Origin of the sequence: Leptospira montravelensis (genome assembly GCF_004770045.1) — a bacterium.
GTDB lineage: Bacteria > Spirochaetota > Leptospiria > Leptospirales > Leptospiraceae > Leptospira_A > Leptospira_A montravelensis.
Genome location: NZ_RQFO01000017.1, coordinates 431911 through 457544, shown reverse-complemented (window position 1 = coordinate 457544; position 25634 = coordinate 431911). Strand labels below are relative to the sequence as shown.

General features: G+C 39.1%; 27 protein-coding genes and 3 tRNA genes. 20 read left to right on the top strand and 10 right to left on the bottom strand.

The window, feature by feature from the left end; genetic code table 11:
- The first annotated feature begins 77 nt into the window (after positions 1-77).
- Positions 78-473: a hypothetical protein gene (locus EHQ31_RS16055; RefSeq protein ID WP_135571938.1), complete on the top strand. Its 396-nt coding sequence runs from the start codon at positions 78-80 to the stop codon at positions 471-473.
- Between the two features lie 27 nt (positions 474-500).
- Complete coding sequence (locus EHQ31_RS16050) at positions 501-1973, top strand: potassium/proton antiporter (RefSeq protein ID WP_135571936.1); 1473 nt, start codon at positions 501-503, stop codon at positions 1971-1973.
- Positions 1974-1988: 15 nt separating this feature from the next.
- Here EHQ31_RS16050 and EHQ31_RS16045 read toward each other — a convergent pair whose 3' ends face one another.
- Both EHQ31_RS16045 and EHQ31_RS16040 read right to left on the bottom strand, forming a co-directional pair.
- On the bottom strand, positions 1989-3359 hold the full coding sequence (locus EHQ31_RS16045) for an APC family permease (protein WP_135571934.1): 1371 nt from the start codon (positions 3357-3359) through the stop codon (positions 1989-1991).
- 3 nt (positions 3360-3362) lie between these two features.
- Positions 3363-3875 (bottom strand): LIC10415 family protein, encoded by a 513-nt coding sequence (locus EHQ31_RS16040; protein WP_135571932.1) that lies wholly within the window; start codon positions 3873-3875, stop codon positions 3363-3365.
- Between the two features lie 174 nt (positions 3876-4049).
- Here EHQ31_RS16040 and sppA point away from each other — a divergent pair, with 174 nt between their 5' ends.
- The 7 genes from sppA to EHQ31_RS16005 all read left to right on the top strand — a co-directional run bounded on the left by sppA (position 4050) and on the right by EHQ31_RS16005 (position 7350).
- On the top strand, positions 4050-5015 hold the full coding sequence (sppA, locus tag EHQ31_RS16035) for a signal peptide peptidase SppA (protein WP_135571930.1): 966 nt from the start codon (positions 4050-4052) through the stop codon (positions 5013-5015).
- Entirely contained in the window at positions 5012-5620 is a 609-nt protein-coding gene (locus EHQ31_RS16030) for a hypothetical protein (protein ID WP_135571928.1), read from the top strand. Before sppA ends, EHQ31_RS16030 begins: the two co-directional genes overlap by 4 nt.
- Position 5621: 1 nt before the next feature.
- On the top strand, positions 5622-6362 hold the full coding sequence (gene surE / locus EHQ31_RS16025) for a 5'/3'-nucleotidase SurE (protein ID WP_135571926.1): 741 nt from the start codon (positions 5622-5624) through the stop codon (positions 6360-6362).
- A gap of 4 nt (positions 6363-6366) precedes the next feature.
- On the top strand, positions 6367-7038 hold the full coding sequence (locus tag EHQ31_RS16020) for a tetratricopeptide repeat protein (RefSeq protein WP_135571924.1): 672 nt from the start codon (positions 6367-6369) through the stop codon (positions 7036-7038).
- A 59-nt stretch (positions 7039-7097) separates the two neighbouring features.
- A tRNA-Pro gene (locus EHQ31_RS16015) sits at positions 7098-7169 on the top strand.
- A 17-nt stretch (positions 7170-7186) separates the two neighbouring features.
- Positions 7187-7260, top strand: a tRNA-Arg gene (locus EHQ31_RS16010).
- 18 nt (positions 7261-7278) lie between these two features.
- Positions 7279-7350, top strand: a tRNA-His gene (locus tag EHQ31_RS16005).
- Between the two features lie 654 nt (positions 7351-8004).
- Here the strand turns inward: EHQ31_RS16005 and EHQ31_RS16000 are convergent.
- A complete protein-coding gene (locus tag EHQ31_RS16000) occupies positions 8005-8607 on the bottom strand; it encodes a DJ-1/PfpI family protein (protein ID WP_135571922.1) in 603 nt (200 codons plus the stop codon).
- A gap of 102 nt (positions 8608-8709) precedes the next feature.
- Here EHQ31_RS16000 and EHQ31_RS15995 point away from each other — a divergent pair, with 102 nt between their 5' ends.
- The gene (locus EHQ31_RS15995) at positions 8710-9009 is read left to right on the top strand and encodes a DUF805 domain-containing protein (protein WP_135571920.1); all 300 of its coding nucleotides are present in this window, start codon (positions 8710-8712) and stop codon (positions 9007-9009) included.
- Between the two features lie 162 nt (positions 9010-9171).
- Here EHQ31_RS15995 and EHQ31_RS15990 read toward each other — a convergent pair whose 3' ends face one another.
- Positions 9172-9552, bottom strand: a complete 381-nt coding sequence (locus tag EHQ31_RS15990) for a DUF1801 domain-containing protein (protein ID WP_135571918.1) — start codon at positions 9550-9552, stop codon at positions 9172-9174.
- A gap of 145 nt (positions 9553-9697) precedes the next feature.
- On the bottom strand, positions 9698-10828 hold the full coding sequence (locus EHQ31_RS15985; protein WP_135571916.1) for a tyrosine-type recombinase/integrase: 1131 nt from the start codon (positions 10826-10828) through the stop codon (positions 9698-9700).
- A 271-nt stretch (positions 10829-11099) separates the two neighbouring features.
- Here EHQ31_RS15985 and EHQ31_RS15980 point away from each other — a divergent pair, with 271 nt between their 5' ends.
- The gene (locus EHQ31_RS15980) at positions 11100-11315 is read left to right on the top strand and encodes a hypothetical protein (protein ID WP_135571914.1); all 216 of its coding nucleotides are present in this window, start codon (positions 11100-11102) and stop codon (positions 11313-11315) included.
- 188 nt (positions 11316-11503) lie between these two features.
- Here the strand turns inward: EHQ31_RS15980 and nadB are convergent, their stop codons facing one another.
- Entirely contained in the window at positions 11504-13105 is a 1602-nt protein-coding gene (gene nadB / locus EHQ31_RS15975; RefSeq protein WP_135571911.1) for an L-aspartate oxidase, read from the bottom strand.
- Positions 13106-13146: 41 nt separating this feature from the next.
- Positions 13147-14985, bottom strand: a complete 1839-nt coding sequence (locus EHQ31_RS15970) for a S41 family peptidase (RefSeq protein WP_135571909.1) — start codon at positions 14983-14985, stop codon at positions 13147-13149.
- A gap of 112 nt (positions 14986-15097) precedes the next feature.
- Here EHQ31_RS15970 and EHQ31_RS15965 point away from each other — a divergent pair, with 112 nt between their 5' ends.
- On the top strand, positions 15098-16105 hold the full coding sequence (locus tag EHQ31_RS15965) for a tetratricopeptide repeat protein (protein WP_135571907.1): 1008 nt from the start codon (positions 15098-15100) through the stop codon (positions 16103-16105).
- Here EHQ31_RS15965 and EHQ31_RS15960 read toward each other — a convergent pair.
- A complete protein-coding gene (locus EHQ31_RS15960; RefSeq protein ID WP_208652789.1) occupies positions 16074-16853 on the bottom strand; it encodes a pyridoxine 5'-phosphate synthase in 780 nt (259 codons plus the stop codon). The genes EHQ31_RS15965 and EHQ31_RS15960 overlap by 32 nt on opposite strands.
- Before the next feature lie 104 nt (positions 16854-16957).
- Between EHQ31_RS15960 and EHQ31_RS15955 the strand changes: the two genes are divergently transcribed.
- From EHQ31_RS15955 to EHQ31_RS15920, 8 genes are all read left to right on the top strand, one after another.
- The gene (locus EHQ31_RS15955; protein ID WP_135571903.1) at positions 16958-17425 is read left to right on the top strand and encodes an FYDLN acid domain-containing protein; all 468 of its coding nucleotides are present in this window, start codon (positions 16958-16960) and stop codon (positions 17423-17425) included.
- Complete coding sequence (gene miaA / locus EHQ31_RS15950; RefSeq protein ID WP_135571901.1) at positions 17422-18312, top strand: tRNA (adenosine(37)-N6)-dimethylallyltransferase MiaA; 891 nt, start codon at positions 17422-17424, stop codon at positions 18310-18312. The genes EHQ31_RS15955 and miaA overlap by 4 nt, the downstream gene beginning before the upstream one ends.
- Before the next feature lie 22 nt (positions 18313-18334).
- Positions 18335-18586 carry an RNA chaperone Hfq gene (gene hfq, locus EHQ31_RS15945; RefSeq protein ID WP_135571899.1) on the top strand — a complete coding sequence of 84 codons (252 nt, stop codon included), beginning with the start codon at positions 18335-18337 and terminating at the stop codon, positions 18584-18586.
- Between the two features lie 61 nt (positions 18587-18647).
- Positions 18648-19709 carry a mannose-1-phosphate guanylyltransferase gene (locus EHQ31_RS15940; protein ID WP_208652804.1) on the top strand — a complete coding sequence of 354 codons (1062 nt, stop codon included), beginning with the start codon at positions 18648-18650 and terminating at the stop codon, positions 19707-19709.
- A 171-nt stretch (positions 19710-19880) separates the two neighbouring features.
- Complete coding sequence (locus EHQ31_RS15935; RefSeq protein ID WP_135571895.1) at positions 19881-20618, top strand: hypothetical protein; 738 nt, start codon at positions 19881-19883, stop codon at positions 20616-20618.
- 30 nt (positions 20619-20648) lie between these two features.
- Positions 20649-21128 carry a chemotaxis protein CheW gene (locus tag EHQ31_RS15930; protein WP_135571893.1) on the top strand — a complete coding sequence of 160 codons (480 nt, stop codon included), beginning with the start codon at positions 20649-20651 and terminating at the stop codon, positions 21126-21128.
- A 31-nt stretch (positions 21129-21159) separates the two neighbouring features.
- Positions 21160-21876, top strand: coding sequence for a phosphate signaling complex PhoU family protein (locus EHQ31_RS15925; RefSeq protein ID WP_208652788.1), 717 nt, complete (start codon positions 21160-21162; stop codon positions 21874-21876).
- A 70-nt stretch (positions 21877-21946) separates the two neighbouring features.
- Entirely contained in the window at positions 21947-22276 is a 330-nt protein-coding gene (locus EHQ31_RS15920; RefSeq protein ID WP_135571889.1) for a hypothetical protein, read from the top strand.
- A 31-nt stretch (positions 22277-22307) separates the two neighbouring features.
- Here EHQ31_RS15920 and EHQ31_RS15915 read toward each other — a convergent pair whose 3' ends face one another.
- Positions 22308-24722, bottom strand: a complete 2415-nt coding sequence (locus tag EHQ31_RS15915) for an ATP-binding protein (RefSeq protein ID WP_338069472.1) — start codon at positions 24720-24722, stop codon at positions 22308-22310.
- A 105-nt stretch (positions 24723-24827) separates the two neighbouring features.
- Positions 24828-25496: a hypothetical protein gene (locus EHQ31_RS15910; RefSeq protein ID WP_135571886.1), complete on the bottom strand. Its 669-nt coding sequence runs from the start codon at positions 25494-25496 to the stop codon at positions 24828-24830.
- Between the last annotated feature and the right edge of the window lie 138 nt (positions 25497-25634).

Sequence of the window (25634 nt, the reverse complement as noted above, 5' to 3'; positions counted from 1 at the left end):
ATTTTCTCTCCTGGTATTTGCATACTTTTAGACTTTTTTCAGTTGTCAATTTCGGAATTTGGTTCGATACTCTTTGTATGGACGCAAAAGAAAGAGCAGCGCTAATTCGCGAAGCCAATACCGCTTTTAATGCAGGCGATATTCGTAAAGCACGTGAACTCTTTCTTAAAACCGATTACAAAGATGGTCTCATTCGTTTAGGTGACCATTTTATGTACGATCGGAAACTTCCTATGTTGGCCTTTGGATATTATAAAAAGGCAGGTAGGCAGGACAAAGTGGACGAAATTTTCCAACGTATGATCTACGGCCTTTCTGTTTGGCTTGGCCGTGACAAATGGAAACTCCCCAATGCTACAAACCAAATGGAAACGAAAGGAGTTGCCGACACTCGTCCGCTCAATCCAGAAGATTTCGTAGTGCATCCCATTCTAAAAGCAAAAGCTTTAGAGATACTTTCCTCAAATCGATAGTCCATTCGGATCGTCTAAGGATTAAACATGATCGACAGTTTTACCTTACAAGCTCTTGTTATCTCTACTCTTATCTTATTTTCTATTTTATCTAGTAAACTATTCTTCCGTTTTGGATTTCCCATTTTACTTATTTTCCTCACCTTCGGTATGTTAGCTGGTTCTGATGGCCCAGGAAGAATCGATTTTAGTGATTATGGTTTAGCTCAATCGATTGGTATATTTGCTCTTATTTATATTTTATTTTTGGGTGGTCTCGAAAGTGAATGGGATAGTCTAAAAAACTTTTTGGCAGTTGGGATTCGTTTGTCGATTATCGGCACGATACTTACTGCTCTTATTTTAGGAGTTCTCATCCATTATTTATTTCCGGTTCTTGGGTTTATGGAATCGTTTTTACTCGGTTCGATTGTGAGTGCCACCGATGCAGCCTCCGTTTTTAATATTTTTAAAACTGGATCTTCTGATTTACCAGTTCATTTAAAAAAGATCATAGAATTTGAATCGGGTTCTAACGATGCAGTGGGTGTTCTATTAACAACCATCTTTATGAACCTCATCACGGCCGATGCAAGTTTTAGTGGGTTCCAATTCTTTCGATTTTTTGTCATGCAAGTTCTTGTTGGAACCATGATGGGATATAGTTTGGGGATTCTTATTCTTTATTTAATGAACTCCGTCAAACTAGGGTATGATGGTCTTTATTTAGTTTTTATCACGGCATCCGTTCCTTTTATTTATGCGGTGACCACTGTATTTCAAGGGAATGGATTTTTGGCGGTTTATATCGCTGGGATCATTGTAGGACGAAACAAATTCATTCATAAAAAATCCATCTTTCGTTTTTTAAACGGTTATGTTTGGATTTTACAGATAGGTATGTTTCTTTGTTTTGGCCTTCTTGTGTATCCTTCGAGGATGGTCAATATTTGGGTACCAGGACTTCTCATTGGGGTATTACTCATTCTTTTTGCAAGACCGGTGGCAGTGTTTATTTCACTACTGCGTGTGAAGTTACCTGTCAAAGAAAAGTTATTTATTTCTTGGGTTGGGTTACGAGGTGCTTCACCAATTATTTTGGCTACCTTTCCCATTGCCCAAGGATTGGTATGGGGAGATTTACTTTTCCATATTGTATTTTTTGTAGTTCTTGTTTCCCTTCTTGTCCAAGGTTCTCTTATCCCTCGGGTGGCACAGTGGTTAGGAATTTTGAAAAAGGATCCTGATCGTAAAATTTACCATCCTACAGACTTTGATAACATTGAGTTTCCTGGTATGACTTTACAGGAATTGATTGTTCCATATAACTCAAGTGTGGTGGACAAAGCTTTGTTTGAAATTAAACTTCCAGAGCAGTCTCATATCCTACTCATTGCCCGGGGGGAACAATTTTTGATTCCTTCTGGAAATACACAAGTGAGAGGTGGGGATGTGATTTGGGTGTTAGCAAAAGACGAAGTGATGCCTATCATTGGCAAAACCTTTATGGCAATCTCATAGATTGCCAGTTAGTGATTATTTTTTAACTTTAACCATTTTTTTATCCAATCGAAATCCGTAATATACGGGAAGGGCAATGAGAGTGATCATGAGTCCCCAAGAAGCCGTTACAGGTTTTTCGATAAATAGAATCATCATCACAGCAATATTAGCCAAAATATAAAGAAAAATGGGCAAAGGATAGAAAGGAATTTTATAATCTGATTTCATTCCCATCTTCTCAAACCGAAATGGTGTGGCTGCCGTAAGACATGACAAAATCAAAATCGAACAAGTGATCATGTAAAGTAGGGCTTCGATTTCTTTGACAAACAAAAAGAGAATGGCTACGAAACCTTGGAAAAAAATAGAAACATAAGGACTATGCCATTCGGGATGAACCTTGGAAAAAGAAGGAAGGAACACTCCATCTCTTGCCATTGCAAAGTACACTCGACTTCCTCCGATGAGAATGGCCGACATCGATCCCAAAATTACCCAAGCAATAAAACTCGTAGTAAGGATAGAGTAATTTACCCCAAATAACTTTTGAAAGGCGATGGCACCAATCCCATCTTGGCCAGCTAACTCTTCTATGGGAGCTGAAATCACAAAAAGTAAATTGATCGCAAAATAGAGGCCGGCCACAAGAAAACAAGCAGTGATGGCAGAACGAACAATGGTTTGTTCTGGGTTTTTTACTTCTTCCGCAATATAGGTAATCATATTCCATCCCAAATAGGAGAAGGACACAGGCACAATTCCAATCAAAACCTTGGAGTAAAAAGAAAGTTCCATTAGATTTGGAAAAGGAGTGTTCCATAAATAAGACCAGTTGGTGTTTCCCATAGAAAACCCAAGAGCTAGAAAAAGAAGAAGGCCCGTAATTTTTAAGACAGCAAAAACATTCTGTACGCGAACGGCAGATTTAATTCCAAAAAAGTTGAGAATGCTAAAAAATAAAATCGGTATAACACCAATAAAAGTAATGGAGCTGATTTGTAAATCTAACCCAAGTAAGGTGTAAGTAGGTGATTGCCAAACTGGAATTTCTGGAAATAAAATTTGTACATATTTTCCAAAGGCAAGAGCAAGCACCGACACACAGGCAGAGAAATTGGTGAGTAAGGATGACCAACCACTCATAAAGGCAATGGCAGGAGAATAAGCAACTTTTAAGTAAACGTAATCGCCACCAGCAAAAGGGAGGAGGCGCGCTGCATAAGCATAAGTGATGGAACCAGAGAGGGCTAAAATTCCGCCCACAATCCAACAAAACAAAACAATCCAAAGATTTCCGGTTTCTTTGATCAAATACCCGGAGGTGAAAAAAATTCCCGACCCCACCATAGAGGAGAAGAGAACCGAAATGGAATCAAAAGTATTGAGACTACGTTTTAATTCCAATGATCAGCCGAGGAGTCGTTTTACCATTGTTTCAGAAATTGGTTTCATAGATGATGCAGACAAAGTTCCGATTTTCCCTTTGAATTCTTCTGGGCTTAACATCATTCCAAGGGAAAAAATATTTTCGCTTTCTACTTCCTTTTTCTTTAGTTCCGCTAGAAGGCTTGAGATATTCCCTTTGCTGTTTTCTAAAATTTCTGGTTTGGTTACTTTGCCCTCACCTAACTCTGGGAATAGTGGTTCTCCTTCAAAAAGAAGTTCTTTGAGTTTGTCTTCTTCTTGAGAGTTATCTTCCAAAAGGCCAATCCTAGATTGTTCCTTAGAAAGTTGTTTTTGCAATTCCGTAAGTCGTGATTGGATATTGTGGTACTGAACAGGAAGGCTGACAACAAAGTCGGATTTTTCATCTGACTTTTGTACAGGTACTCCTGATTTTCCAGAGACTTCTTTTGTGTCCTTTTTGTCCTGGATTAGTTTTTCGGCTGAGTTGAGGAGACGATTGAGACGAACATCCATGTCCTACCTTCCTTGGTAAAGGCCTTATGTCTCGGCGGTACCTGGACATAAATCCTATGACTACCTGTCTAATTTTCGGTTAGACCGTACAAGGAAAATAAACTTTTTCTAAAAAAAAGTAAAGAATTATTAAAGTTGACTCGAGTTTTTGCAAGGTTTTGCTTGTGGGAGTTTATGGAAAGAAACCAATTTCTTCTCTTTCTCTCCTTTTTGTTCTCCACTATTGCCACAATTCTCGGAATTGCCATTTTGGTATCTGGATCAAGCCTTGCCCGATTCTCAACTGGAACCGGTGGCAGTCTTTTCCAAGCCAGTGAAATTGGAGCTGTCGTCATACCGATTGTGGGTGAGATCCATTCTGGCTCATCAACCTTTGATTCCACGGGTGCTGATACCGTTTTACGCCAATTACGCGAATTGGAAGAGGACGGAAATGTCAAAGGAATCCTTCTCGAGATCAATTCCCCTGGTGGAACTGTTGCTGCTTCTCAAGAAATTTTCAACGAACTCCTTCATTTACGGAAAACCAAAAAGATTGTGGTGAGTATGAAGGACGTAGCAGCCTCCGGTGGGTATTATATTGCCGCTGCTTCTGATTATATTTTTGCACAAAACGGAACCATCACGGGATCCATTGGAGTGATTTCTTTTGCACCAAACGTGAAGGGACTTTTGGATCGTTACGGCGTGGGTGTTCGCACCTACAAAGCAGGGAAATACAAAGATATGTACTCTCCTTTCCGTGATTCTACAAACGAAGAAGATGATATGATTGGAAAACAATTGCAAGACACCTATCGCAAGTTTGTGGAAGATGTTGCCAAAGGAAGAAACAAAACAGTAAAGTCCATTGAAGAGTTAGCAGAAGGAAAAATTTATTCTGGCGAAGATGCATTCCGTAATAAACTTGTAGATGACATTGGTGGGCGACGGGAAGCACATAAAAAACTTTCTGAACTTTGTCAATACGACGGACTCATCCCACTTTTTGAACAAGAGATCTCTCCCTTCGATCGTTTTTTGCAATCCATTGGTGTGAGCTTTTTTGGAGACAATTCCCATGTATCCAAAATTAGATCTCTTATCCAATCTCAAGTTTTGGTCATCTTACCAACCGCTCTTGGAAAATTAATGTTATGAGAGATTTTTTCTTTGATTTAGTGGATGTATTGGAATTGGTATTTTTGGATCCTCTTCGTTATTCGGAGGAGGTCCAAGAAATCCCATTTGCGGCAAGCCCTGTGTCCAGTTGGATGTTTTCTATCCTTTCCGCCTTATCTTTGTCAGTGGGGATGAGTATCCTTTCTGCTCCTTACACTGTTTCTACTTTGTCATTTTTGTTTTTTGGATTTATAGCCAATTTATTACTCTTTCGATTTTTTCCTTTTTTTTATGCATTGGTCACTGATTATTATGTGCAAAAAAAAGGAAGAACACCTAAACTTTTGTTTTTGATTTTATTTGCGAGACATTCGGTCGTATTATTTCTGTTATTTGCACCTGTTTGTATTGTGTTTCATTCTTTAGGAATTTCTGGAATTGGAACGGGATTTTTTCTTCTTTTAAGTTTTATTTTACTCTATAGTTTGGTTCTTTCTCGTGGACTCAAATCCATTTATGAATTAAGAAATCGTGATTCTTTAAAGTTTTCTTTTTATGCACTTGGGCTTACGATTCTATTTCCTTTCCTTATGAATCTATATACGGCAACCAGTATCCTTCAATCGATTTCAGGTGGTTTTTAGTTTGAATTTACTCATCACAAATGACGACGGAATTTCTTCCGCCGGAATCAAAGCATTAGAACGAGTTCTCGGTAAATCTTATAAAACATATCTCATTGCACCATTGAAAGAACGTTCTGTCACTTCTATGGCTCTTACCGTCTTCCAAGGAATGCGTGTGGAACGAATCAATGACAACCATTATATTGCTGACGGCTTTCCTGCCGATTGTGTGAACATTGGATTGTATGCAGAGATCTTTCCCAAAATTGACTTTGTCATCTCTGGGATCAACCGTGGTGTGAATATGGGGTATGATGTCCATTATTCAGGAACTGTTGGAGCTGCCAAACATGGTGCTTTGCATGGAATTCCTTCTCTTGCCGTGAGTTCGGGTAGGATTGATCCAGACGATGGTTATGAAAAAGAAGCCGAACTAGTTTTATCTTTTTTGGAAAAATACCGATCGCAGATTCAGTCTGGTGAAGTATGGAATTTAAATTTCCCTCCCGAAATTTCTGGATCAGGCACATTAAACGAGGTTGTGTTTACTCGTCTTGGTCGTCGTCGTTACTCCGAAAAGTATGAAAAAAAACAAATCATCGAAGGAGTCAGCGAATTTCAATTAAATGGAAGTTTGCTTGGACATGATGATGAAACAGGCACTGACTTTGAAGCTTATTACCAAGGAAAACTTCCTGTCACACCGATTCAATTAGATCTAACGGAAAAGATTCGATTAAAGGAACTACAATCTAAGTAAACCAATGGCTGAAGAAACAGATTATCTCGGTTATATGAATAAAGGCAACTATGCTATGGCATTGAATCTTTTGGACCAGGCCTTACTCCAAAATCCAGAAGATCCTATCCTTTTGTATAATTTTGCTTTGTGTTGTTTTCAGACCAAAAACTTTAAAAAATCGATTCAGGTTTTGGATCGGATCCTAAGCGAATATCCGGGGTTCATTGAACTGGATAATGTGTACCGCCTAAAAGTATTTGCCCTCGTGGAATTAAAGGATTGGGAAACAGCCGAATCCATCATCAAAGAAAGATTACAAGTGGCTGTGGATGATGCCAAACTCCTTTCGTTTTTAGCTCATGTTTATGAATACACACACCGGTTGGAAGAAGCCATTGAGATCCACCGCCGTATTTTAAGGCATACTCCCGATTACAAAAACAGTTTGAACTCGCTTGGATACCTTCTTGCCTTGAAAAAAAAACCAAATTCCGAGGAACGTGCGGAAGCCATTCGCTCTTTAAAAAAAGCATTGGAACTCGATCCCAACAATCCGGCCTATTTGGATTCCTTTGGTTATTTTTTGCAAACCATTGGAAAACCAGAGGAAGCTTGGAAAGCCTATCGCAAAGCTCTACAAAAGAACCCAAACCATCCCATCCTCTTAGAAAGATTGAAGAACCTAAAGAAATAAATCTCCGTTTTGTTGACACAGTCCCTAAGCCAAAAACACTGGTGTTTCAAGGACTTTCTCGGGATGTAGCGCAGTGGTAGCGCATCTGTTTTGGGTACAGAGGGTCGCAGGTTCAAATCCTGTCATCCCGAATCAGTTGGTTCTATCTGACCCGGTAGCTCAGCTGGATAGAGCAACTGCCTTCTAAGCAGTTGGTCGGGGGTTCGAATCCCTCTCGGGTCGATGATTGTTCTAGAAACGGTGGATGTAGTTCAGCGGTAGAGCCCCGGTTTGTGGTACCGGTCGTCGCGGGTTCGAATCCCGTCATCCACCCATTAAATCGCCTTCGGCGATTCAAATTCCAAACAAATTAATATCAGAATCCAAAAGATTGGGATTCGAACGATTTTGCGATAGAGTTCGAGTAGCCAATTTGGCAAGACACCTTGCCTAATTGGCGTTAAGCGAGAACGACCGAGCACATGGATGTGCGAGGGCTCGCAAAAGACGGCCTGGAACGAGTTCGACCCGGACGGGAGAACCGTGTAAGGCGAAATCCCGTCATCCACCCAATTTGTTAATTTCCCCTTCAACGAATATACTTTCTGAGAAATGGCATGGACGCCTTGCGTTCGTCTGGCCCTCCGTGGCCAGAACTCCCGCTCGCACCCGTCCGTGGGTGCTGTGCGGCGCCCATGCCATTTCTCAGAAAGGGCTCGAATTCATTAGGGAAATTTGGTACAAATATAGATTTTATTTAAGACTGAAGTGAATAGGGATTCGAACGATTTTCCACGATGGAAAATCCGAGGAAAACGAATCGCATAGTTATAGAATTATTTTCATTTCCACTTCAACGTTAATACTGTCTTCAATATGCCTAGGGCACCAAACAGCACCCACGGAGGGCCAGAGCTCCCACAAGGGGCCCTAGGCATATTGAAGACATAAATCGAATTCAGTAGTGAAATGGGTTGAGAGCTATGGTTAATGTTTGTTAAGTGAACTTGGATCCCAATCGTATTCCATGCGTTTTGCGGTTCGAGTGGCTACTTCGAGTCCAAATAGTTTTTGGAGGAGATAAAAACTCAAATGAATGCCGGAGGAAATTCCTCCCGAAGTTAGAATTTTCCCATTGTCTGTAAATCGAACGTTTTCTTTTACATTTAACATTGGATAGTTGTTTTTAAGAGTTTCAATGTCCATCCAGTGAGTGGTGACTTCTAAATGATCTAAAAGTCCTATTTCTGCTAATAGAAACGCACCTGTACAAATGGAAGCTAAATGCTTAACTTCTGAGTATTTCGCTTTAATCCAGCTAAGGGTTGTTTGATTTTTAATCTCTAACTCCTCGGCACCGAATCCGCCTGGGACAATTAATATATCCATTTGTGGGCAATTTGTGTAGTCATAGTTAGGCAAAACTATGAGTCCATTCCTTGCAGGGATGGGAGATAGGTTTTCGGCAACAATATGTACCTGGCATAATTTCTTACGTTCGTTAGTTTCTGCTAGAGAAAAGACTTCAAAGGGGCCGGCAAAGTCCATTACTTCGACTTCTGGAAAAATAAGAATTCCTATTTGCAACATTTACTCAATTTTCCTTTTTTACTTTACATGATTAATAATTAATTTCTAATATGCCTCGTTTGTAACGAACAAAATAAGAGACTCAGTGGAAGGTAAAAAGATATGTCATTCCAAGATGCGATTAAGGTATGTTTACAAAAATATGCTGATTTTAGCGGCAATGCAAAAAGGCCAGAGTTCTGGTGGTGGGTTGTTGCTTGTATCATCATCAGTGCAGCGCTGAACATGATCCTTCCGCTGATTGGCGGAGTTTTTTCTTTAGCAGTTTTGTTGCCAAGTTTGAGCGTTGGTTCCCGTAGGCTTCATGATGTAGGAATGAGTGGTTGGTGGCAATTGATTGGTCTGACAGGAATTGGTTTCCTTGTGTTAATTTACTTTTGGGCTCAAAAAGGAAAAGGTTAATCTTTTTTAATTAAATTTTAGTTTCCATTATCGCGTTAGGGAGACGTAGGGCTTGGTCACCTGCCATCGTTAGATGGTTGGTGACGGGAGCGTTCAGCGGACCCCGGAGTAGCCCGGCCCTTTTTGATACGGATTTGAGGATTCATAACCATTGGGAACGCACTACTTTTTCTTTTTAAAAATACTCAGGTCCACTTCTAAAGCATTTTTTATAAAATTAGTAAGGTCAATTTCGTTGATTTCATTGACTGTATGAAATGTGATACAATAAACTTGTTTGCGGTTTTCCCTTTCAAGTTTTTGATTCGGATCGTTTAACAGATAACCGTTACAAAATCCAAACTGTACTCCAGATTTTGGTCCAGGTTTGATAGAAGCTGGCCAAATAAAACAAACACGACTATTTTGAAAGTAGTAGAGAACGGAATACGAAATCCTTTCTTCGAGAGTTTCAAATGGTTTTAAAATTTCTTTAAGTCGCATAACAATTGAAATTTCAGTTTCTGTTAAAGATGAATAAAATTGTTCGAATTTGTCTTTCATTGTTTTGTGTTGGTTTCGGCCAAACTATTTAGAAAAGAATGAATGGAAGAGTGTGGGCGATTTGGTTTTCGTCAACTAAATGTGAAAGTAAGAGTCAGTGGCTTTTGGAAAAAATGAATTGGATGGGTCTTTGAGAAAATGATGATTAGTCTTTTTGTTTGTTTTCTGGTAAAAGAATGGTTTTGTCTTTTTGGTTTGGAATTCGGTCCAAAGGACTGACGATATTTTCTAACCGACTTCTTGCCACTTTTGTATAAATTTGTGTGGTTCGGACACTTGCGTGTCCGAGTAAAGTTTGGATCATTCGTAGATCTGTTCCCAATTCTAAAAGATGTGTGGCAAAAGCATGCCTTAAACTATGGAAGGTCACTTTCTTTTGGATATTGGCTTTTAGGGCTGCGTTGGTGAAAATGGTTTCCGCAGTACGAATATTAAGTGGTCTATTGTTCATTCCAGGAAACAACCAAGGATTGGCTCGCATTTCGTTATAACTTTGTCGTAATAACAAATTGTATTCCCTGACTTTTAAATATTCTTTAAGTTCTTCCAGAAGGGAACTAGCAAGTATGGTATACCTATCTTTTTTACCTTTTCCTTGTGTGACACGAACCATATTTCGTTTAAAATCTATATCAGTTAATTTTAAATGAATCACTTCACTTACCCGTAAGCCGGAAGAGTAACTGATGAGTAATAACATTTTATGTTTTCTGTTGGGTAATGCATTAAAGATGGCTCTTGTTTCTTCGGCTGACAAAACTTCTGGTAGTTTTGATTCCACTTTCATCTTAGGAAATTTTAGATTGGTAAACTGATTTCTAACTTCGCGGAAATAAAAGATGAAAGCCTGTCTTGCAGAACGAACACTAGCAGCTTTTGCACCACGTTCTAAGACGATATGGTCCAAATAATTTTCTAAATCAATCATTCTTATATTTGATGGAAGTTTTTCTGTGAACACTAACAATCGAAATAAATGTGAGAAGTAAGTTTTTGTAGTGCAAAACGTGAAATTTCTATCTCTAGTTGCTTTTAAATAATCATCTAAAATTCCACATTTTTTTGGAATTTCTTTAGGAATGATTCGTATATCATCTGATTCAAAGGCATCTAGTACCTGTTTAATGATGGTTGGATCATTTGGGTAGGACCATGATTTGGTAGTGGAATCGTAATATGCTTTGGGAATGGATTTTGCAATGGAAAAAAAAGTTTTCGAATATCCAAATTGCAAATGGAAACGATGGTCCTCGAGTGAATAACGAAGTTTGATCATTTGATACCTAACCTTATATTGGTATTTTAGTTAGGTGGAATCGGATGGATTTGGTTCTTGATTTTGGAAGTTTTATTGGAGTTTCGTGTATTTGTTGCGGTTATGTGCGAATATAGTATCCCCGCCCTGATTTGGGTGGGGAACTGAACCCGCCTCCCAATGACTTCCTCTTATCACATCCATAAAAATCCGATAGCCAAAACTATTTTCCCTATATTTTTTTCTTGGAAAGTTCGCATTCCCACATAACGTGAGATTATCAAGGAGACTTATGAACCTATTCACTGTTGGACTCGGCGTATTTTTTATCCTCTATGGAACCACCACATATATCTTACGCATCTACAAACCTGGATTTTTTTGGAAATTGGAACCGATGAAGCAAAAATGGGGCGAAAAACGTGGACATTTCATCCATGTGTTTAGTTATTCTATCCTTCCCATCATTTTAGGAATTGTTTATACCATTCTAGGAATTAGGAGTTAATCATTGTTCGGTCGTATTTTTTTAGTAAGTGAAATTTGATTTGAATTCATTTATGTTAGGTGGGCGCCTCCGATTTTTTCCTTAAACATAAAATTAAAACGAAAAGGGACCGGGCCCTCCGCTTCAATCTTTCTCTGACGAGAAAGGATTTCCGCTAGGGTCCCTGGCGCTTAATATTAGTTTGCCTTTTATAGTTTGTGAGAAAGGATTGTATCTTGTCTGGAAGGTGTCCTGTCTTCTGGATAGTCCGTACTAAAATGGAGCCCGCGACTTTCTTTTCTTAGGAGTGCGGAACGTACAATGAGTTCGGCGACTTTTACTAAGTTTCGAAGTTCTAGTAAACCAAGAGAGACAGTGGTTCTGTTGTAATAGTCTTTCACTTCCTCCGAAATTAGTTTGATTCTTCGTAGGGCTCTTTCGAGTCGCATATCTGAACGCACAATCCCCACATAATTACTCATAATGGTTTTGATTTCTATCAAATCATGAGAGATGAGAACCCATTCTTCTGTATTGGTGGTTCCTTCTTTGTTCCAATCAGGAATCAAATCTGTTTCAGCCGAATAACTTAGTTTTCCTTGGGACTGGATATCACCTGCAATTCTATGAGAGAAAACAAGACATTCGAGTAAACTATTAGATGCCAATCGGTTTCCGCCGTGAACTCCCGTGCATGTGGTTTCCCCGCAGGCATATAAATCGGCAATATTGGTTCTTCCCAGTAGATCGGTTGCCACACCGCCACACATATAATGTGCTGCTGGCACCACAGGGATCGGATCGGTTGTAATATCGATTCCTAGTTTTTTACAACGTTCATAAATCGAAGGGAAGTGGTTGATGATGTCGTTTGCAGGTCTATGAGTGATATCGAGAAGGACATGGGGTTCTCCTCTTTTTTTCATAGTATCGTCGATGGCACGAGCTACAATATCACGCGGTGCAAGTTCTCCCATTTCATGATAGTCTTTCATGAATGGTCTACCGCCTATTTCTCGTAAGATGCCACCATGACCTCGCACTGCTTCTGAAATTAAAAAACTATTTCCTTGTTCATGAAAAAGAGAAGTGGGATGGAATTGATAAAATTCCATATTTTTAACGATGGCCCCTGCACGATAGGCACTTGCCACTCCGTCTCCAGTCGCAATGTTTGGATTGGTGGTATGAAGATATACCTGACCGGCACCACCAGTGGCTAAAATGGTTTTTTTAGCGAGAACTGGAAATACCTCTCCTGTTTCTGTATCAACAATATAAGCACCATAACACCGAAGGGGAAGATTTTCTTTGTCCTTTAAGTGGTGTTTGGTGATAAGATCTACACAGGCATGGTTTTCTAAAATTTGGATGTTTTTGTTTGCGTGCACATGGTCGAGTAGCGACTGCTCTACGGCACTTCCGGTTCTATCTAGTGAATGGATGATGCGGTTTTTGCTATGACCACCTTCGCGGGCAAGGTCGAGTTCCCCGGTTTGGTTTCTGGTAAACGGAACTCCTAAATCCAGTAGTTCTCGAACCCGAGTAGGTCCTTCTTCGACAAGGACACGCACTGCTTCTAAATCACAAAGTCCTGCGCCCGATTCTAAGGTATCTTTGATATGTTCTTCGAACTTATCTTTATCATCGAAAACAGAGGCAATTCCCCCTTGCGCATAATTGGTATTGGATTCGTAGTCAGCTTTTTTAGTGACAACGACTACAGTTCCCAGCGGAGCTAGCTTTAATGCGGTAAAGAGGCCACTCACTCCGCTTCCAATGATCAAAAAATCTGTTTTAATTCGAGTCACATGGTTTCCAATTTATATTCATCTAATATCCTTACTAAGGATTATTTTGTATTTAACATTCCTTCAATGTAATCCAAACTTCTGATTAACATATAGTCTGGTTTGATGGCATCGTTGGCATGTGATTTTAAGAAGGCATCTGCCTTCCCATTTTTCTTTGCAAACTCTTTGATGGCATTGACGTTGAATTTGGATTTGACTACACCTTCGTGAGGGATGAGTGGGAGATGGTTCCACATATCTTCTTCACGATAACGGAAAGGAAATCCTCCATCTGGTTCTTCCGAAACTTCAATGTCAGGTGATACACCTACAACTTGGATTGTTTTTCCAGATGGAGAATAGTATCTTGCATTTGTAATTTTAAGTAAGTAATCTGGATTGTTTTCTAAGTTATTTAAACTTTGAACTGTGGCTTTCCCAAAAGTTCTTTCTCCCAGTAAAATTCCGCGACCGTGGTGTTGGATGGCACTTGCTACAATTTCGGATGCAGAAGCGGATTTGGAATTGATTAAAACAACTAGCGGGAGTTTTGTGATATCTTTGTTTTTAGCATATTTTTCTTCATCACTACGGAATGGAGTTCTTGTGAATACAATCATTCCTTTTTCGATAAACATATCTGCAATATCAATCGCAAGATCTAAATACCCACCAGAGTTCCCACGTAAGTCAAGGATAAGTGCTTTTAATGGTTTTCCACTTTCTTTGGCTTCTTGTTCCATCTCTACCACTGCATTGGCAATTTGTGTATCAATCGGAGCTTCCCCTGGACCTGGTTTCACAAATCCAGTGAGTTTGATATAACCAACTTGTGGGTTTTCTTTTACGATATGATGGGTTACGTTTTTAATAGTAATTTTATCACGAATCACTTCGATATCGGTTTTACCGGTATTTCCTTTTCTAGTGATAGTCAGAACCACTTTTGTTGCTTTTGGTCCTTTGATTTTTTTTACTACTTTATCGAGCGTTAGGTTCTTTATAACTTTACCGTCTACTGCAACGATTGTGTCTCCACTTCGAATTCCTGCTTTCACAGCAGGGCTTCCTTCAAGTGGGTTTTCTACGACGACTTCTCGGCTACCACCACCAGATAAAATCGCTCCGATTCCTTCAAAGGAACCATCGCTAATTTTAGCCATTGACTCTTCCCACATTTCTTTCAAAAACACATTGGAATGTGGATCTAAAGAATTTAGGTAACCATTGGCTGCGGCAAGAAACACTTGTTCCATGCTGAATTCTTTTTTATCTTCCTCTTCGTCAGGAAGTTCGCCATCAAGTTCTACAAGTCCTTTTAGCACAGGTGTTTTGTAAGTTTCTATATTGTCTTGGATGTAAGTTACGACTCGATCAAATTCTTTGCGTGAGAAATTAATTTCTTCCCACTTCGCTGCGATAACAGATTTTTTTAGTTTTTCTTTTTCGATGAGTTTTTTGACTTCAGCATCGGAGAGTTTTCTATTTTCGTTTTTCTTTAGTTTCTCTTTTTGGATTTTTTCTACAAGAGTATAATCTGGATCAAATAACACGAATTTGTCGGAAGGTGAAATTTTAAAAGTTTTCCCAGGCCAAAGATCCTCTTTGTCGTCGTATTTTTCCCTTTCATTGAAATAACTTTCAGGGTAAATATAAAGTGGGTGTGGCATACTAAGAACAGCAAAAGAAGCCGCATCAGTGAATGCCCTGTTTTTATTGATATTTTTATCAATGTAGAACTTATCCACAGATTTGACCACGGTTTCGAAGTCTTGGTAGGTAAAATTGGTTACACGGTTAGGAGCTTTTTTGGCTTCCGGTTCGCAGGAAATAAAGCCTACAGGAAGGGCAAAACTGAGTAGGGTGAAAAAGGAAAGTAGGTAAACAATTCGTTTCAAGGGATCGCTCGTAAAGTGGATAGATTATCCTAAGAATTTCCGATTTTCCAGTCCATGCAACTCAAAAAAATTCGGGACAAATCTAGGACACACGTATATCATAGACGGTGCCATGCGTCCATTCGTTGTCCTGATTTTTGCTCTTTCCCTTGGGTTTTGTACTTCAGATCCTCAGAAAAACCCTACCCGAGATCCGTACAGTTTGGAAACCCTCATCTTTTTGGAAGAGGTGCTTTTGGATGTTTGGGAGTCCACCGAATTGAGAGAAGAGGCAATGTCTCGACTAAGATATGTTTGTCGAACCCGTGATACGGATGATGGATATTTGTGTTATACTTGGGGACTCCTGGAATACCATCGGGGCAATTATTCGGAGAGTTATACTGCATTTCGAAAGGCTCTGGAAAAAAATCCCAATGATAGTCTCTATAAAAATATGTTAAGAATCACTGCTGAAAAATCGGGAAATTTAGCCGACCTCAAAGCCCATTCCCGCGATGGAGAGGTTTTTGCGATTTTTACAGAAACACAGAAACTTTGTAAGGAAAACAAAACACCAGAAGTAACATCCTTTTTATTTTTATCACAACGTGGGGTCCTAACAAAAGAATCTTTACGACGGGGAATTCTTGCCGATTGTTTCCAACGTTTGAATGAAATAGACAAATCCAACATTCAAAAAGAAATTCGCCTGGCCTCTCTTTCTTATAAAGAACGTCTTTATGCAGATCAAATGAAATCAGATCCTTTTTCTCGGATTTGGGACACAACCTACTACCACAGAGGGGAATCGGGAAAAGAAGCGATTGGGGCCAGTGCGGGAGTGGTTTCAGTGAGTTCCTCTCTCGGTACAGAAGCGGGAGTTCCTGTGCAAGGGACAACCTGGAAACCAGGGACAGCCATTACCGATGCTTGGAAAAAAGTGAAACTAGCCTCAGCTTCTGGGAATGAATCCCAAGCGAGAGACGCCCTTCGTAGTTTTATTTCCGAAATCCAAATCATAAAAAGAAAAGGAAAACTCGAAGGACAATTAGCACTCGCATTGGAAAGAGCAGCCAAATTACTATTAGAACAAGACCCTCAGTATTCTAAATTACGTTTCCTTGCGAAAGAACTCTAAGATATTCTTTGATTGTTTTTTCCATTCCGTCTACAAGGCTTTGACTTACCAACCTATGGCCGATGGATACTTCTGCTAAAAAGGGAAGTTTTGCGAATAGTGTAAGGTTGTTTGTATCCAAATCATGTCCTGCATTTACACCTAACCCTAGTTTGTTTGCCTCTGTTGCCGCTATTTCATATTCTTTAAAACTCGATAAACCTTCCTCTTTTGATCTTTCGTAAGCCCAAGCAAAAGGTCCTGTATAGAGTTCGATTCGATCTGCCCCTAAATCCTTTACGAGCGTATATTGTTCAAAATTGGTTTCCATAAACAAAGAAACACGAATTCCTTCTTCGTGGAAACGTCCAATCATCGATTTTAAAGTTTGGAACACTGTTTTGTCTTTTAAGTCGAATCCGTGGTCGGAGGTGATTTCTCCTGGTTTTACCGGAACTAAAGTGGCTTGGTCCGGTTTGGCCGCAAGGACTAGATCTAAAAAACGTACACTTGGTTCGCCTTCGATATTAAATTCTTTTTTGGGAAATCCCTTTTTTAACAATTTTTCGTTGTAAGATTTCAAAAACTGGCCTATTTCGAGTACATCCTGTTTGGTGATATGCCTTTCATCCTCTCTGGGATGGATGGTTATGCCGTAGGCGCCTGTATCCAGGATAATCTCTGAAATGTTTGTGACACTAGGAATGGATCCACCACGAGAATTACGCAGAGTGGCGATCTTGTTGACATTGACACTTAATTGGGTCATAGGAAAAAAAAAACTTTTCATTAATTTTCATCCAGGAGAAAACCGTCCAATTTCAAAAAGGTTGTCCCCGAGAGGGGATTTCCAAAACTGTCAAAAGTACGTTTATGGTCGCAAAAAAAGCAGTCAAGAAGCAGGCACCCCCGCCCAAGAAAAAAGCGGTAGCCAAAGAAAAACCAACCAAGGACGTAAAGTCCGCTTCCCCGAAGGAAGATAAAAAAAAGCCAGTAGTCGGTGTTAAAACCCCCGCTACGAAGGCCAAGGCTTTGCCGGCTCCAAAAGCAACACCCGCTGTAAAATTCGATCCCAATAACCCTTTGGGAAAAAAATTCAGCTGTTACTCTTGCGGAACAAAGTTTTATGATTTGAACAAACCCGAAAAAAAATGCCCTAAATGTGGGGCAGACCAATTGGCCAAACCCGCTATCAAATCCCGGATGGCTGCCATTCGCAGTTCCGAATACGAAGTGGAGGAAGAGGAAGAGCCAGTTTTGGAAGATGATGAACTCTTAGAAGAAACGGAAGAATTGGAAGAGACCGAAGAAGAGGAGGTCGTAGCCGAGGAAGAGGTTTGATCCTTCCTGTCCTTGGTGGACCTACAGGTTCCGGAAAAACCGCACTTTCCCAAACCCTTGACCCTAAACGTTTCGAAATTGTTTCTTTTGACTCACGCCAAGTCTATCGGGATCTCCCGGTAGGCACGACGGCCCCTTCCCACAAAGAGTCCACTTACATTCATCATTGGCTTGTTGGATTTCTAAATGCCAATGAATCTATCAATGCCAGTCAATTTTCCCTTTGGGCCCGCGAAGCCATAAATGACATTCGTGCCCGTGGAAAAATTCCCTTCCTAATTGGTGGAACAGGTTTTTACCTCAGAGCTTTTCTATTAGGAATGTATCCCGTACCAAATGTACCCAAGGAAACCAAAGATTATGTTTTGGAACTTTCTTTAGAGGAAGCAAGGTCACAACTTTTTGCCAAAGATCCCAAAGCCCTAGCTTCTTTGTCACCACAAGATGGTTATCGAATCAAACGAGCTCTGGAAGTGGTACTTACTGGCGTACTTTGGTCAGATGTATCTAAGGAGACAGTGGGTGGATTTTTAAATGAGGAACCAGATGTCCAAATCATTGGACATTGGTTGGATTGGCCCCGAGAAATTCTTTACCAAAGGATTAATGAACGTGTGAAAGAGATCGCCACTGGTATGTTAGCGGAGACCAAAGAAGTAATTTCTAGATACGGGTCGAACTGTCCAGGCCTACGAACCTTAGGTTACAATTTTGCGCTTGCTTTCCTAAATGGAACCATAGACAGTAATACATTCATTGAGCAGCTGGCCCAAAGTCATAGAAATTATGCGAAACGACAGGTTACTTGGTTCAAAAAAGATCCATTACTTTCGGCCATTTCCTTCGAATCCGCTGTCCAATTGTATACAAATATAGATAAAATATAGAGAAAAACACTCGGGATTTCCAATGTCGGCAAAAAATAATATTCAAGACCAACTTCTAAATACTGCAAGAAAGGAGAAAATTGATCTCACCATTTACTTGTTAAACGGAGTTCCGCTGAAAGGAAAGGTTGTCAGTTTTGACAATTTCACAATCATCCTAGAAAACGATAACAAACAGAACTTGGTGTATAAACACGCCATTTCTACCATCATTCCTGCAAAACCCATCAAACTTCATAGTGAAGAAACACCGAAAGAAGCGGGAGGAGCCTAACTCTTTTCTGGTTTTCCTCTTTCTGCTTTGTTAGATTCTGGTTCCAAACCCTATGGCAAAAATACCTAAAGAATCCCCGGTTGTCCTTATTATGGCTGGCGGAAAGGGAGAGAGGTTTTGGCCTCGCTCCCGCACGAATTCCCCAAAACAACTCCAGAAAGTTTATTCCAATAAAACCTTACTTCGTGAGACCATCGACCGCGCTCTCACCATTACTACACTTGATCGAATTTATATTGGAACCAACGCCAACCTTAAAGCGGAGATTCTTAAAAAAGATCCTAAATTTCCCTCTACCAATTTCATTTTGGAGCCAGAGGGCAAAAACACGGCTCCCATCATTGCTCTATCGGCACTTTATTTTCAGAAAAAATTTGGAAACCCAAACTTAATTGTTTTATCAGCCGATGCCTTTATTGATCCGATCAAAGAATTTACTATAACCATAGAACAAGCATTATACGAGACAGCCAATGGAATGGTTTTATTAGGTGTGAAACCAAACCGTCCGGAAGTAGGTTATGGTTATATTAGTACGGGGAAACCAACAGATGTAGGTTATACGGTAAAAGCATTTTTTGAGAAACCTGATTTTAAAACGGCTCTAAAATACATCAAAAAAAAGAATTTTTATTGGAACCCTGGGATTTTTCTTTTTCGCACAGAAACCATTCTTTCGGAACTAGAACGTCATGCTCCTCACATCTTAAATCCCTTAAAAAATGGATTCCCATTTAAAAGTTTTGGAGATTTAAAAACGGCTTTTCAAATGCTTCCCTCCGAGGCTATCGACACTGCCATTATGGAAAAATCCAACAGGATTCGGATGGTAGAAGCTACTTTTAATTGGGACGACGTTGGATCTTGGATGTCTTTGGAACGAATTTTGCCTGGAGACAAGGAAAAAAACCACCACCAAGGAAAAGAAGTACTCTATCATAAGGCTTCAGGAAATATTTCTTCGGTGCAAAAAGAACTCATAACCTTTCTTGGTGTGAAGGATCTCATTGTTGTAGAAGAACCAGATGTTTTACTTGTCACTTCACGCGAGGGAGTGGGTGATATCAAAGCGATGTTATCCACAATGAGGAAAAATAAAGTTTTACAAAAGTACCTCGACTAGAAATTTGACAGAACAGGCTTGATATAAGGAGGAAGGAATGCCTTCCGGAAAAAAGAGAAAGCGTAGAAAAATCGCAACCCACAAACGTAAGAAAAAACGCAGAGCCAACAGACACAAAAAGAAGAAATAATCTTTCTTCAGTGACTTAATGTTTCCTCCGATAGGTTTGTTATGAAACAAGTCTGGAGGAAACAGAAACCCCGCACACCCGGTTTCATCCGAGCATTTATCCTGGAAACACCTCTCGGGGATGTCCTGGAGGCTGAGTTCAACTTTCACGAACGACTCGTTCGGTTAGCTGTAGAAATCAAAGAAGAGAAAGGTAGGCTGTACGGTGCCACCGTGAAAAACGGTACTGTCCAAGGTGAGAAGGATATTACTTCTGGCCGTGCTTACCCAGTCTTTCGAAAGATTTGGCCCTTTCGCGAATACTTTAGTACCCTTCCTGATAAAGACATGTTAGCATGTATTGGAGGGGCGTACGAAATTTATCCCCCCTTTGTACCTGATGGCCCAGAAAAGGTTCGATCCCAAAGATTTCCTTTAGAGTCTGCTTTATTTCCATCCACTCGTTATGATTCCATTTTTGGGATCGTCCGTGAAACTCGGTTCCAACGTTGGAGAAGGGAGCGCAGAGAGGCTAGAGAGGCGCGAGGATCGCTCTGGGTGCGTTTTAAAAGACGAGTCTGGGGTGATTTGCAAGATATCTGCCTGGGCATCGGTTTCGGCTGTCTGGTCTATTATCTATACTATGATTATGTCGTATTAGGACTGACTTTAGGCATTCTAGGAATGGCCGCTGGACTTTTGGATTTTCTTGTCAGAAAACGCTCTGTCTTAATGACAAAAGTGTTGTCATTTCTTAGTTTCGGTTCATATTTTTTCTATAACGGCTACGTCTACTTCTAGACGTAGGCTAGAAAATTGTAGAAAAGTTATATGGCAAAAGAAACATCATCGGCAAACCAATTCATTCATGAGCAGTACATTATATTCAATTTGGGCGATGAAGAATATGCAATTCCCATCACCATAGTCGAAGAGATTGTCAAAATCACTAACCTAATCCGTGTTCCACAATCCAAAAGTTTCTTCGCAGGAATTATGGACATACGGGGAAAAGTCGTTCGAATGATCGACCTTGCCAAACGTCTCAATATTAAAAATATTACGGATGGTTCGGCTGACCGAGCCATTGTTATCAACGTTTCTGGTAAATCCATTGGTGTGATTGTGGACAAAGTGTCACATGTGGTTCATTTTCCTGCAAACCAAGTGGACCCACCTCCACCTTCGGTCAAAGGAATTTCATCAAGGTACATCACAGGTGTTGGTAAAAAAGATAATAGGTTTATTATCTTAATCGATATTGAAAAAATTCTCACGGTCGACGAAATCACTGAGTTAGCAACCGTCTAACTAGAAATAGGTTCCGAATAAATTGCCTGATATGATTATTTCCAAGTTCTACTACTTAAGAAAGAATTTATATTCTATGGCTGAATTAGTTTTGGAGCAAGTGATCCTCCTTAGTGAAGCTTTGGAGGCGGATGATTATGCGCAAGCAGAGCGGATCGTCGAAAGGGATGACCTCATTGATGATTTAGAAAAGGAAAACGATAACCTTTCCCAAAATGCCATTTTAGAAGCAGTGAGTAATCGTAACATTTTAGGTATGGGCGATGTGGACAATGATATTGTCTTAAAAAAAGATCCTCTAAGGTTTGCGCTTTCTGCCATTCGTATTACGAGGAATATGGAAAGGATGGGAGACCAGGTGGTGAATTGTGCCGATGTATTTCGCCATAAAACCATTCGCAAAGGTCTTTTTAAAAACGAAGAACCTATGACTTTGATTTTATCTCGTGTAACAACACTTGCAGGAATGGCCATTGAATCACTTGTCGAAGAAAAAGAAAGGTTTATGGGAAGTGTCAATTCCTTAGAAGATGAATTAAACGCTCTTTGTGACCAAGCATTCCATAAGTATCGTTGTATTCCCGATATGGAAAAACAAGAATTTGCAGATGTATATCGGATTATTCTCGCCTTGGAAAGGTTAGGCGATTATGCGGTAAACGTAGCAGAAGAACTTGTCCGACTCAATACAGGAAAAGACATCCGCCATTTAGAAAACGTTAAAACGAAAGCCTCTCATTTTCCTTAAAATAAAATTACAAACGCAATAGAAAGGAACTAGTTGCGGAAAGAAACAAAGAATTATCTTTGTTTAAATTGTGATTTCAGCAACATTCATTTTTAAACAAAAAAAATCAGATGAAGAATTTCAAACCTTGGATCGTTCCATTGAATCCTTCGTCGAAAACCATCCTGAATATTTAGGTAAAGACCAATGGTTGAACCAGGAAAAAGGGACGATGGCAGTGGTGTATTATTTTCAATCGCGGAAAGGATTGGAAGCGCTAAAAACATTTTCTGATCATAAATCAGCAAAGTCTCAATATTCAAAATGGTACGAAGGTTACCAAGTGGTCATTGCCGAAATAACCAATAGTTATGGAGATGGAAATTTAGATCACGTAACAAATCGAAGTAATAAAAATTGATTTTTTGATAGTTCTCGAAAATAAAACGGAATTATGATTTTTGTTTTTTTAGAATTTCACTATACATGTTTAATAAATTTTCAATGTAAAATGGTTTTCCAATAAATCCATCCATACCTACGGCATAACATTTTTCTTTGTGTTCGTTTAATACATGAGCTGTAACAGCAATGATGATTGTTTTTCCAGATTTTGTTTTTTCTAATTCTCTTATTTTTAATGTGGCTTCAAAACCATCCATAACAGGCATTTCACAATCCATTAAAATCAAATCATATTTGTTATGTTGGAATAGATTCACAGCAACTTTGCCATTTTCTGCTACATCAAAATGTATATTGTATTTTTTTAGGAGTCCACCAATGACTTTTTGGTTTAGTATATTATCTTCAACAATCAAAAACTTTTGGTTCGTAAATGTTGATTCAAAAACTTTTGGTAAAGTAGAATCTAATTCTGAAAAATTCTCTTTGTTAGAAAGATCTTCATTTTCATAAGGAAAGTTACACCAAAATAAACTTCCTTTGTTAATTTGGCTCTCCACTCCAATGGTTCCTCCAAGTAAAGATACTAATCTTTCTGAAATGGCAAGACCTAAACCTGTTCCTCCATACTTGCGCGAAGTCGAAGCGTCTGCTTGTGAAAACTTATGAAATACAAACTGCATTTTCTCATTTGGTATTCCTATGCCAGAATCTTCGACTTCGATGCGAATCCATTCTTTATCTTTTTTGAGTCGAAGAATCACATACCCTTTTTCCGTGAATTTAATAGCATTTCCTAATAAATTGAATATAATTTGGCGGATTCTGCCGGGATCGGAATAGATAAATTGTGGAACGTTTGGATCGATTTTTAGTTTTAACTCTATCGATTTCGATTTGGATTCAATGGATAATAAATCAAAGATTTCATTAACCGTAAGACGAATGTCGAATTTTATTTTTTCAATTTTTAACTTACCGGCTTCCATCTTAGAAAAGTCGAGGATATCATTGAGTATGATTAGTAATGACCTGCCAGCCGAGGCTATTGATTTAACGAGGGATTCTTGTTCTGGATCTAAGTTTGTTTTAAAAAGGATTTGTGTTAACCCAATTACTCCATTCAAAGGCGTTCGAATTTCATGGCTCATCGAAGCTAAAAATTCTGATTTGGCTCGATTTGCTATTTCTGCTGTATCTTTTGCGCGTTCTAATTCTTTTTGAATTTCTTTCGTTAAACCAATGTCAGTTGAGATTCCGCAAAGAGCGTAAATTTCGCCTGAATGGTTTCTTAATGGAATTTTGACAGTGAGAAAAGAATATGTTTTACCGTCGGTTCGATTTATAATTTCTTCTTCGGCATGTAATGTTTTCCCTTCCAATAAAACTGATTTATCGTTATTTAGAATTTTTTTTGCAGTTTCAATTACTAAGAATTTTTCATCCGTTTGATTAAGAATCTCTTCCAACGGATATCCAAATAAATCACATACTTGTTTGTTCGCAAAAAGATACTTAGCATTGATATCTTTTAAATAAATACAGGCAGATACGTTGTCTAAAATGCTGCGGAGATTCGATTCACTTTCTATTAATCTTTGTTTACTCGATTCACTTTCTTCGTATAATTGTTGTAATCTTTTCTGCGTTATGTTTAAACTATGTAAAATGGAATTTTTAAACATAGCGGGTTTGATATCACCCGAAAAGTTTCCTTCTCCCAAGGAAGATATTTTCTGAAATGCTTCATCAACACTTCCACCTATGATTGTAGTCAGCGACCTATGTGTCAAAAATAGACTCATAGCAAAAAATACAGCCGCCGTAACGAGAATGGTTTTTAAAATAAATACTTTTCTTTTTGCATCTTGGATTGCTTTTGTTGTTCGATCATTTAATTGATAGTATAAGTCATTAATAGGATTCATGATCTCCGCTTTGGCTCGGAGGTAGTTGTCATCGAATAATAAATTGAAAACTCGAGGATCTGTTTTGAATCCAGTTTTCATGTCCCTTTCAACAAGAGACATTGCTTCAAACTCAATTTTAGTTAACTCATCAGATTTGATTTTTGATTGTGAAAGTAATAAAAAATCGGATTCGAGAAAGTTTGCATTTTTCATTAATTCGTAAATGCTGATTTTTTCGCCTTCGCCTGAAGGTGGTGGAAGTTTATCTGCAATCACAAAATCCCAATACGCATAACCGTAATTTTTCGGTCTCGGAAGTTCTCCATTGCGGATATCCAAAATCATTTGGAAGTATTGTTTATATTTTTTATCTCTTTTGATGACATACAATCTTACTAAGTTTGTAAGTTGGTCTGAAGATTGCCTGAGTTCGTTGGCGATGCGTAAGGAATGGTAGCGGTTTTCCTCCGCCTCATCGATGTTTCGTTCGCTGGCGGTATAGAATAAAAAAGCGATAGTGACAAAAATAAAAAGAATAATGTTCGAAAACAAGTAGGGATACAACTTGCCTCTTTTCGTCCAAATTCCCTTAGGCATGGCAAAAGAATAAGGATTCTTGCGGAACGGTAAACAATAATATTAACCTGGCAATTAAGTTTAAGTTTTTCCCTCCATGTAGGCTTGTAATTCCTGTTGTAATCCCTCAGGAAGACTTAATCCTCTTGCCCGAATCCTCTCGTTGTATTTGTTGAAAGACATTCTGTGTTGGTTGGTGTTTAGATAACCTTCTAAGGCATCGGCCGCCCACGGAATAATTTCTTTCACGAAGTCATGGTTTTCTTCCAGTTGGTCACAAAATGGGATAAACAGTGGGCGATTGACTGGTCTACCAATGTTTCTATAAAATAATAAACAGTATAATGTCTCATCACCTAGAACAGATTCGGTTCTGATTTTTTCTTCTACGTATTTTAGATTGATAGTATCCAAATAATCAATGTTAAATGTTTCTGGGGCTAATCTTTTTAATACAAATTTGGAAATTTCGGTTTTTACAAATGTCAAATTGGTGCAGTGAGCTGGGCAACAACTTTGGTCTTTATGCAAATCACATTCTAAAAGCAAAATACAATCCACATCGGAAGTTGGATCTACAATACCAAAGTTGATGGATCCGAGCAGCTCCAAAGCAACTTCATATCCTTTGCGAGATAATTCTTGGGTGGCAAGCCGAAATGCTTGCATCCGTTTTAAGGCGTATTTGGTATCATAATTTCGGTATTTGTTTTTTAAAACGAGATACCTTTCGACGATGTTTTTTGACATAGGAGATCCAGTTCTGCTGGTCGATTGGCTACAGTGAACGCCAGTCATTGTAAATATACAACCCCTTTTGGTTGTTGGATTTTGATTTTTCGCCGATACTTTAAATCAGGGAACTTGTGAGGAAGTAGGAAAGGATCC

What these genes read in the sequence shown, in the direction of transcription:
- EHQ31_RS16040 (WP_135571932.1), bottom strand. Translation starts at nt 3,875, where the DNA reads ATGGATGTTCGTCTCAATCGTCTCCTCAACTCAGCCGAAAAACTAATC.
- EHQ31_RS15955 (WP_135571903.1), top strand. Translation starts at nt 16,958, where the DNA reads ATGGTCGCAAAAAAAGCAGTCAAGAAGCAGGCACCCCCGCCCAAGAAA.
- EHQ31_RS16000 (WP_135571922.1), bottom strand. Translation starts at nt 8,607, where the DNA reads ATGTTGCAAATAGGAATTCTTATTTTTCCAGAAGTCGAAGTAATGGAC.
- EHQ31_RS15990 (WP_135571918.1), bottom strand. Translation starts at nt 9,552, where the DNA reads ATGAAAGACAAATTCGAACAATTTTATTCATCTTTAACAGAAACTGAA.
- EHQ31_RS15960 (WP_208652789.1), bottom strand. Translation starts at nt 16,853, where the DNA reads ATGACCCAATTAAGTGTCAATGTCAACAAGATCGCCACTCTGCGTAAT.
- EHQ31_RS16055 (WP_135571938.1), top strand. Translation starts at nt 78, where the DNA reads ATGGACGCAAAAGAAAGAGCAGCGCTAATTCGCGAAGCCAATACCGCT.
- hfq (WP_135571899.1), top strand. Translation starts at nt 18,335, where the DNA reads ATGTCGGCAAAAAATAATATTCAAGACCAACTTCTAAATACTGCAAGA.
- EHQ31_RS16030 (WP_135571928.1), top strand. Translation starts at nt 5,012, where the DNA reads ATGAGAGATTTTTTCTTTGATTTAGTGGATGTATTGGAATTGGTATTT.
- EHQ31_RS15910 (WP_135571886.1), bottom strand. Translation starts at nt 25,496, where the DNA reads ATGTCAAAAAACATCGTCGAAAGGTATCTCGTTTTAAAAAACAAATAC.
- EHQ31_RS15980 (WP_135571914.1), top strand. Translation starts at nt 11,100, where the DNA reads ATGAACCTATTCACTGTTGGACTCGGCGTATTTTTTATCCTCTATGGA.
- EHQ31_RS15985 (WP_135571916.1), bottom strand. Translation starts at nt 10,828, where the DNA reads ATGATCAAACTTCGTTATTCACTCGAGGACCATCGTTTCCATTTGCAA.
- EHQ31_RS15935 (WP_135571895.1), top strand. Translation starts at nt 19,881, where the DNA reads ATGAAACAAGTCTGGAGGAAACAGAAACCCCGCACACCCGGTTTCATC.
- sppA (WP_135571930.1), top strand. Translation starts at nt 4,050, where the DNA reads ATGGAAAGAAACCAATTTCTTCTCTTTCTCTCCTTTTTGTTCTCCACT.
- EHQ31_RS15925 (WP_208652788.1), top strand. Translation starts at nt 21,160, where the DNA reads ATGATTATTTCCAAGTTCTACTACTTAAGAAAGAATTTATATTCTATG.
- EHQ31_RS16020 (WP_135571924.1), top strand. Translation starts at nt 6,367, where the DNA reads ATGGCTGAAGAAACAGATTATCTCGGTTATATGAATAAAGGCAACTAT.
- EHQ31_RS15995 (WP_135571920.1), top strand. Translation starts at nt 8,710, where the DNA reads ATGTCATTCCAAGATGCGATTAAGGTATGTTTACAAAAATATGCTGAT.
- EHQ31_RS16050 (WP_135571936.1), top strand. Translation starts at nt 501, where the DNA reads ATGATCGACAGTTTTACCTTACAAGCTCTTGTTATCTCTACTCTTATC.
- EHQ31_RS15965 (WP_135571907.1), top strand. Translation starts at nt 15,098, where the DNA reads ATGCGTCCATTCGTTGTCCTGATTTTTGCTCTTTCCCTTGGGTTTTGT.
- EHQ31_RS15930 (WP_135571893.1), top strand. Translation starts at nt 20,649, where the DNA reads ATGGCAAAAGAAACATCATCGGCAAACCAATTCATTCATGAGCAGTAC.